Below are 9,077 nucleotides of genomic sequence, written 5' to 3' on the forward strand. Positions count from 1 at the left end.
AATGAATAAAAAAAAATACCTATCACTAGTAGTGCTACTTGTATTACTGGTGAGTTGTAGTATGCAAGAGCGTATTGTCTTTAATGAAAATATGGGTGGTCGATATGAGTCTGTAGTAGACTTGTCTCAACTTATGGCGCTGGGAGCCCAAGGAAGACCAGCATCTGTAGACAAGAAAAAGGAAAAGATGGACACACTTGTTGTGTTTAATGATTTTCTGGAGACGTACAAAGATAGTATTGCAACCTTACCAGCGGCTAAACAAGAGGATATAAAAGCGCTAAGAGATTTCTCTATGCAAATGAATATAGATGAGGATAATGGTGTTATGGTACTTACCATCATAAAGGACTTCAAGCAGTTTAATGAGATAGAGCGTATCGCTTATGATATAGAGAAGGTATTTGATACAGCAAAGAAAACAACACCAGGAAGTGAGAAAGCTACTAGCAGTCCTGCAAGTAGTATGCTTAGTACAGATAAGGTAATATATACATTTACAGATAATACCTTTAGAAGAACAGACCCAAAAGCACTTGCAGAACACCTAGGAGAAGAGGTTGTCTTGTCACAAAAGACGCAAGAAACTATAGGGCAAAGATCAAGCGGAGAAGGAGGAGATGAAAATGATATGATGTCTGGTATGCTCGCCCAGATGGATAAGGAGCTTAGTAAGTCTACAATGACACTTGAGTATGTGTTTCCTAGAAAAGTTATTTCTGTAACGCCAGATGGAGCGAGTATAGGAGCAGATGGTAAGACGGTTACTTTTGAAATAGACTATCATAGCTTACTTAATAATAAAAGTAAGGTTTTAGAAAATTTTGAGGTGGTTCTTGAAGAGCAGTAAGAGCTGTTTTTAACTATAATTTATAACCTCCTACCATCTGGTAGGAGGTTTTTTAATGTGAAGTAATTCTTACCTTTGCGGCGTGAATAAAAATATCATTTTTCAGGATTTAGGACATCGCGATTACAAGGAAACTTGGGACTATCAAGATGAGCTTTTTAAGAAAACGGTTGCGATGAAAATTGCAAACAGAAGAGAAGATGCAGGATTAGTAACTCCTAACCATTTTCTCTTTGTAGAGCATCCACACGTTTTTACGTTAGGTAAGAGTGGTGATATGTCTAACCTGCTTGTGAGTGAAAAAGAGCTAGCCGAAAAAAATGCTACATTCTATAAAATAAATAGGGGTGGTGATATTACCTACCACGGGCCGGGTCAGATAGTGGGATATCCTATATTAGATCTTGATAACTTCTTTAGAGATATACATAAATATTTACGCCTACTTGAAGAGATGGTTATTCTCACTCTAGCCGAATACGGGCTCAAAGCCGAGCGTTCTCCAGGGGAGACAGGAGTTTGGTTTGACGTAGGGACGCCATTTGCCAGAAAGATATGTGCTATGGGTGTGAGAGCGAGCCGCTGGGTTACTATGCACGGCTTTGCACTTAATGTAAATGCAGATCTGGGTTACTTTGATCTTATGATACCTTGCGGTATAAAAGATAAGGCCGTTACCTCACTTAATGTAGAGCTAGGTAAAGCTACAGTAGATCAAGAGGAGGTGAAGGCTAAGCTTAAAAAGCATTTTACAGCCCTTTTTGAAGCGGAGTTTGTTACTCCAGAAGTTGCAGAGTAATCTCCATATCTCTCAATTACTTGAAACCCATTTTACTAGTTTATTTTATAAATAAGGATAGACTTGTCACCACCCTGTGTGACAAAACCTAGTGACTTGTTTTTTTCTAGTAAACCTACAGAGGCTTTTGATGTGCCGTAAATAGGGAAGTTAGGAAGTAGATTTCCTTTGCTGTCATATAGATAAACCTCACTAGATTCTGTATTAGTAAGTGTGATGTATTGCTTTTTTGCAGCTTCAAAGACTTGTGGAGCACTATAAGAACCATAAGCTATTTCTTTTTTCTTACCGTTTATTAATAGTAGATTCTCTCGCTGTCCTACCGCAAGAGACTTGCCTAGCGCTATACGTGAGTCTGAGTCAAAATCTGAGATGGTCTGTACGATTTCTCCCTTTGTAGTGACTCTTATCTTCTCTCCGTTTACGGTATATGTTTCAAACGTATTTCTGTTTCTATAAACTGGCACATCGCCAAAGTTTATTTTTTTCTTCACCTCTATGCGAGAAGTACCAGTACGACTCAAGATGTTGAGTTTTCCATTGTTTTCGGCAATTACGATATAATCCTTATTTGCAATACGTATGTGTGCTGGTGGAAATATAACTGTACTCGTAGCTTCTTTAAAGGTAAATCCAGAAACAGGGCTTGCCTTTTTATCATACATAAGTACTTTTTCACCCTGCACAATTACAAAACGATAGTTGCTATTGTTATCATAGTCAAATATCGCAAGTGGTTGTGTGATGGTATCTTTAAAAGACAGTGGGTATGGTCCCACATCATTACCATTACGGTCCAGAATATAGAAAGACTTCTCTGTGGTAAAGGCTAGCTGTAATCTCCCGTTGCGGTAGATGTCTACCTGCTGCATATCGCCTAGTATTTGACCATCCAGATCCTTTTGCCATAATACTTTGCCAGCATTACTTATAAGGTATAAGGTATTATTTATGTCTTGTACCACAATATCTTGTCCATCTGTACGATGATTTTTTACCAGTTGTGGAGACATTGTAATAGGTGCGCTAAGCTTCACATTTGCAATTTGTGCAATGCTAGCATCTGTAGTGTTATCTTCATTTTTAAGTATTGTCGTGTTGAGCAGTAGGTAATCTTTCTCTTGCACGAGTTGTAGAGCGGCATAGTGATAGCCTTCTAGCGTAGTTTCCTTTAGGTTTTTTTGTCCCTTTTCTGATACAAGTTGCTGGTAGTTTTTGCTATCAAGATTTGTGATGTGCAAGTAACTTGAGGCACGACTCAATGCGTTTTTTGTAGGAGAAAATGCCGCACTGGTAGCTAATATTGCTTGGTTTTGATAATTTGCAATAACAGTTTCTAGTGCTTCTTGATTTTCGGCAAAGAGATAAAAGTCATCTATGGTGGCATACATCTTTGGAGAAGAGAGGTTGAGTAGAGGTGAGTACGCTTTCGCGAAAGCGGAAGCATTCCCAACTTCATATATCTTAACTTTTCTAAAGGTCGCTAGTTCTGATCCGCTTGCAAGCACATTATCTGTAACACTCACATCTGCCGAAACACCCACAATCACCATACTCTTTGCAAGATGAATAACACCTATCTCTGTAAAACTAGCAAAGAGGTCTTCTTGCGGGATGTTATATTGAGCAAGGTCTACCTTGAGCAAGTCTGCTTTATTAGATTTAAGTTGTTCCCAGCTATCATAGCTTATAGCTTCTACAGCTACGGCAGCGGTGGGAGTGATACTAGTGATTCTGTTTACCACAGGGTTTGTGTTCTTGAGTAGGGAGAGACGCAAGTTTGTAGAGTCTTGTACCAGTACCACGCCATTGAGACGTACATCATTTTGGTCAAGGTCAATATCTGCCGTGGCCCAAGTAAAGGAGTCTTTAAGCGCATTTACGCCAGCTGCAGGAAAGAGTGTTTTGTATAAATCTCCTCCTTCAGATCCTTTTATAAAAATAGAAGCAGTCGCACTGTTACTAGAAGAATTATAGGCACGGTCAAACAAAGGGTCTGTGTACGTTTCTCTATTTTTCTCTCTTAGCACATTCTCAAGTAAAATTTTTGAGGTGCTTGCTATAAAAACATCGTTATATATAAGGTAATGAGCATTTGCTCCTAGTGACTTAATTTTTTTGTCATTGAGTGAGGCTTCTCTTATAAGCGTTGAGTCATTTTTAAAAAGGCCTAGGTGGTTTTTTGTAATAATGCTCAAATCGTAGGCTTTGCGACCTAGCTTAGTATAGCAAAACAGTGTCTCTCCATCTGGTTGTACAGCTGCAAATGCGGCTTGGTTATCTACTAGTGTTTTGTATAGACTAGTGGTGCCCAGCTCTTGTATGAAATCATTATTGACTAGCGCACTTTTAAAATCTTTAAGATCTGTAGTTTTTACAACAACAGATGCCTTGCGAGGAATGTATTTTGTGAGTGAAGACGAGTTCTTTGTTGAGGTTGTGCAGCTAGCTAGCAATACAACTACGGCAGAGAGGTATAATAGAATTTTCATAAATAGTAAAGACTGGTTGTTCAAAAATACAGTCTTGTGTGAGACCTACGGCCTTTGTGGTCATAATATTATTGACCACCTTTTCAACAGTATATTACTTATGGTCTTTAAAAGAAAAGTCTAGCGAGTATTGTTCGGGTAATAGTTTAAAGCTTTTGCGGTGGTATTTTGTAATACCATAGGTGCGTATCGCTTCTCGATGTTCTTTTGTAGGATATCCTTTGTTTTTTTTCCAGTTATACATTGGGTACTCTTCGTGTATGCGGTCCATAAATAGGTCACGCTCTGTTTTGGCAATGATAGATGCCGCTGCTATGGGGAGGTATTTTCCATCACCTTTAATAACAGTTGTGTGATCTAGGCCAGTAAATGGTTTAAAGCGATTACCGTCTACAAGTATGTGTTGCGGTTTTTTTTGCTTTCGCGAAAGCGTACTTATCATACCCTCAATACTACGATGCATAGCAGTGATAGAGGCGTTAAGGATGTTAATGTCGTCTATTTCCTCCATCATCACGTGAGAAAAAGAGTAGGCAATTGCTTGTTGCTCTATAATAGGTTTGAGTAAATCACGTTTCTTCTCTGTGAGTTGTTTTGAATCTGTAAGAATCTCGTTTATAAAACTATCGGGCAGCATCACAGCAGCTGCCGTAACGGGTCCTGCAAGACAGCCACGACCAGCCTCGTCTGTGCCACATTCTATAAGATGAGTATGATATTTAAGTTTAAGCATATATTGAACGGGTCAAAATACTAGAATCGGTGCAAATAATGTAATTTTGATACATCAAATTGTTTATATGAATAAGATTTTTGGGTTTATTTTTTGTCTAGCGCAAGTAGCAGTCTTTGGGCAAACATCACCTATACAGCAAACACCTACATTGCAAAGAAGTGAAGGTCTTGGTGATAATAACGACCCGCTTAATGCTAGAGATGCAAAATCTACAAATATTAAAGAGTTTGAAAGACCACCTGTAGAGGATTATAAGATTATCTCTGTAAAAAGAGATACCTTATATGTCGATACTACTCTTACTATAGAAAAGGATTATAAATTTAATTACCTGCGTAAAGACCGGTATGGTTTATTGCCGTTTGCAAACACCGGGCAAACTAACAATACACTTATACATCATTTTGATAACAGGCGCACAACGCCTGGCTATATTGCAAATGCTAGACACTTTGCTTATCAAGAGGTAGAAGATATAAAGTATCACTACCTACCTACACCGCTCACAGAGTTGTTTTATAAGAGCGCTTTTGAGCAAGGACAACAACTAGATGCTTTCTTTACCCTTAATATACACCCTAGACTTAATATGTCTATAGCTTATAAAGGAGTGCGTAGCTTAGGTAAATATCAAAATGCATTAACCAGTTCGGGTAATTTTAGATTTGCGGGTAGCTATAACACAAAAAATAAGCGATACTATATAAAGGCACACTGGGTTGCTCAAGATTTAAGTAATCAAGAAAACGGAGGATTAACCACTTTAGGTATAGAGCAGTTTAATAGTGGTGACGAAGATTTTGATGATAGATCAAGATTGCCAGTAAACTTTGAAGATGCCGAAAATATACTAGATGGTACAAGAGTGTATGTAAACCATCACTATAATATTATTCAAAAACAAGATAGTCTTAAGGACTATAGTTTGAGAGTAGGTCACATTTTTAATAGCGAGAATAAATTTTATAGATATAGCCAAGATGCAGCAAATGATCTTTTTGGAGAAGCATTTAGACAAACCGACTTTTCTGATAGAACAGATCACGAAGAAACCTATAACGAACTTAACCTTGTTTATGAAGATAAAAAACTAGGGCAGCTCAAGTTTCAAGCAAATGCTACGTATTTTAATTATGGCTATGATGCAGTACTTATACAAGGTATAGATCAAGATGGTGATGGTATAGACGAGCAAACGGTAAGAGTACCTAATAGAATACAAACCACCACAATTGCAGTAGGAGGAGGGTATAAAAATAAAATAGGTGGTTTTGATATACTGGGAGATGCTCAAGTAAATGTCTCAGGAGATTTTGATGGATACAATATATATGGAGAAGCAGGATATGCTATAGATAAAGACAAGCGCTTTTCGGCAAGTATATTGAGCAATGCAAGACCAGCAGGATTTAACCATCTACTTTTTCAGAGCAACTATATAAACTATAACTGGTCTAATCAAGAAGCTTATGCAACTGTAAAGACTAATACACTCACGGCTCAGTTAGATTCAAAAAAGTGGGTAAACCTCAAAGCCTCTGCTGCTACTATCAAAGACTATGCATATTTTGCATTAGATCCTGTAGACTCACTTGTAAACTCTTTTCAAACCAGTGAGTCCATAAATCATCTTCAGGTCACAGCTAGTAAAAATATCAAGTATAAGAAGTTTAATCTAGATCTCACCGCCACATATCAAAACGTGAGTGGGGCAGATGGTGTACTCAATGTTCCAGACTTTGTGGGTAGAGGAAGCTTATATTTCACAGACCGTTTGTTTAAAAAAGCACTCTTTTTACAAACAGGGTTTACTGCAAACTACTTTACAAAGTATAATCTCAATGCATATGACCCCATACTTGCAGAATTTTATGTGCAAAACTCTCAAGAGTTTGGAAACTTTCCCCTACTAGACTTCTTTATTAATATGAAAGTTCGCCAGACCAGAATCTTTCTCAAGGCCGAACACTTTAATAGTAGCTTTACAGGTAACGACTTTTATAGCGCACCAGGGTATCCATATAGAGACTTTAATATACGTTTTGGTATCGTTTGGAACTTCTTTCTCTAAATAATTACGCTTTCGCGAAAGCTTAAGTAGATTCACAAAAAGCTCTATAATAAGACATCTTTACTATTTGTAGGAAGAAAACAGTCTTTGTGGTCTATTGGTGGGCATCTTTCTTAGTGGTAAATTGGGTAAGAATAATGCTTCAATAAAAAAATAATAAAGCTAGCCTAAACAAGGTCAAAGGGTTAGGTTTTTATTTGAATTAAATATCAAAAAATACTTGTCAGGCTTGAACTTCTGTGTATCTTTGCCGTCCGTTTAAATGTGAGCGGTAGTTCTTATAAGTGTCTGTTTAATTGGCTTTAAAATTTATTTCAAATTATTTTCAAAAGATAGTTTGTAAAGTCAAAAAAGGTTGTAGTTTTGCAGCCGCTAACAAATGGAGGTTTATTTGTAAGAGTTGTTCTTAAAGATTGTTGTTTTATTGCTTCAGAAAAAAATAATTTTTTTTCAAAATAAAGTTGTCAGTATTAAAAACAGTTGTATATTTGCACCCGCTTAGAGAAACAGTAACATATCTAGCGAAGTTCAGGTAATTTTTTTTGAATGTTTTGGAAGGGTAAAAAGGGGTTCGATTCCTCTTGCATTAACATTGATTTTCTAGTTTTTAGGAATTAGGAAAAGTTCATTGACTTATTGAATTGACAGCGCGTATTAATACTTTCGGGTATTATTACAAAGAATTTGAAAACTAGAAGTTTATTATTGACCGGATATTTCGAGTTGTGAGGAGTTAATATTATTAACAACACACGATGAAGAGTTTGATCCTGGCTCAGGATGAACGCTAGCGGCAGGCTTAACACATGCAAGTCGAGGGGTAACAGGAGTAGCTTGCTATTTGCTGACGACCGGCGCACGGGTGCGTAACGCGTATAGAATCTACCTTATACTGGGGGATAGCCTTTGGAAACGAAGATTAATACCCCATAGTATTATTTTTTGGCATCATTAAATAATTAAAGTTTCGGCGGTATAAGATGACTATGCGTTCTATTAGTTAGTTGGTAAGGTAACGGCTTACCAAGACTTCGATAGATAGGGGTCCTGAGAGGGAGATCCCCCACACTGGTACTGAGACACGGACCAGACTCCTACGGGAGGCAGCAGTGAGGAATATTGGACAATGGAGGCAACTCTGATCCAGCCATGCCGCGTGTAGGAAGACTGCCCTATGGGTTGTAAACTACTTTTATATGGGAAGAATAAGGTCTACGTGTAGATCGATGACGGTACCATAAGAATAAGCACCGGCTAACTCCGTGCCAGCAGCCGCGGTAATACGGAGGGTGCAAGCGTTATCCGGAATCATTGGGTTTAAAGGGTCCGTAGGCGGGCATATAAGTCAGTGGTGAAAGTCTGTGGCTTAACCATAGAATTGCCATTGATACTGTATGTCTTGAATTATTGTGAAGTGGTTAGAATATGTAGTGTAGCGGTGAAATGCTTAGAGATTACATAGAATACCGATTGCGAAGGCAGATCACTAACAATATATTGACGCTGATGGACGAAAGCGTAGGTAGCGAACAGGATTAGATACCCTGGTAGTCTACGCCGTAAACGATGGATACTAGTTGTTTGGTTTTCGGACTGAGTGACTAAGCGAAAGTGATAAGTATCCCACCTGGGGAGTACGTTCGCAAGAATGAAACTCAAAGGAATTGACGGGGGCCCGCACAAGCGGTGGAGCATGTGGTTTAATTCGATGATACGCGAGGAACCTTACCAGGGCTTAAATGTAGTCTGACAGCTTTAGAGATAGAGTTTTCTTCGGACAGATTACAAGGTGCTGCATGGTTGTCGTCAGCTCGTGCCGTGAGGTGTCAGGTTAAGTCCTATAACGAGCGCAACCCCTGTGGTTAGTTGCCAGCGAGTAATGTCGGGAACTCTAGCCAGACTGCCGGTGCAAACCGTGAGGAAGGTGGGGATGACGTCAAATCATCACGGCCCTTACGTCCTGGGCCACACACGTGCTACAATGGTAGGGACAGAGAGCAGCCACTTAGCGATAAGGAGCGAATCTATAAACCCTATCTCAGTTCGGATTGGAGTCTGCAACTCGACTCCATGAAGCTGGAATCGCTAGTAATCGGATATCAGCCATGATCCGGTGAATACGTTCCCGG

Annotated in this window: 5 protein-coding genes and 1 rRNA gene (1 of these 6 cut by a window edge); 4 read left to right on the forward strand and 2 right to left on the reverse strand. The window is 38.8% G+C overall.

What is annotated here, in order from left to right:
* Position 1: 1 nt before the first annotated feature.
* Both MED134_RS11655 and lipB read left to right on the forward strand, forming a co-directional pair.
* Complete coding sequence (locus tag MED134_RS11655; protein WP_038599316.1) at positions 2 to 850, forward strand: hypothetical protein; 849 nt, start codon at positions 2 to 4, stop codon at positions 848 to 850.
* Positions 851 to 932: 82 nt separating this feature from the next.
* Positions 933 to 1,649 carry a lipoyl(octanoyl) transferase LipB gene (gene lipB / locus MED134_RS11660; protein WP_038599319.1) on the forward strand — a complete coding sequence of 239 codons (717 nt, stop codon included), beginning with the start codon at positions 933 to 935 and terminating at the stop codon, positions 1,647 to 1,649.
* A 35-nt stretch (positions 1,650 to 1,684) separates the two neighbouring features.
* Here the strand turns inward: lipB and MED134_RS11665 are convergent, their stop codons facing one another.
* Together MED134_RS11665 and MED134_RS11670 are read right to left on the reverse strand one after the other, a co-directional pair.
* On the reverse strand, positions 1,685 to 4,141 hold the full coding sequence (locus MED134_RS11665) for a hypothetical protein (protein ID WP_038599321.1): 2,457 nt from the start codon (positions 4,139 to 4,141) through the stop codon (positions 1,685 to 1,687).
* Positions 4,142 to 4,235: 94 nt separating this feature from the next.
* A complete protein-coding gene (locus tag MED134_RS11670; protein ID WP_038599324.1) occupies positions 4,236 to 4,874 on the reverse strand; it encodes a ribonuclease HII in 639 nt (212 codons plus the stop codon).
* 67 nt (positions 4,875 to 4,941) lie between these two features.
* On the opposite strand from MED134_RS11670, the gene MED134_RS11675 reads away from it, so the two are divergent.
* Entirely contained in the window at positions 4,942 to 6,948 is a 2,007-nt protein-coding gene (locus MED134_RS11675) for a putative porin (RefSeq protein WP_038599327.1), read from the forward strand.
* A gap of 752 nt (positions 6,949 to 7,700) precedes the next feature.
* Positions 7,701 to 9,077: ribosomal RNA gene (locus MED134_RS11680) — 16S ribosomal RNA — on the forward strand (it continues 147 nt past the right edge of the window).

It is taken from the genome of Dokdonia sp. MED134, assembly GCF_000152925.2.
GTDB lineage: Bacteria > Bacteroidota > Bacteroidia > Flavobacteriales > Flavobacteriaceae > Dokdonia.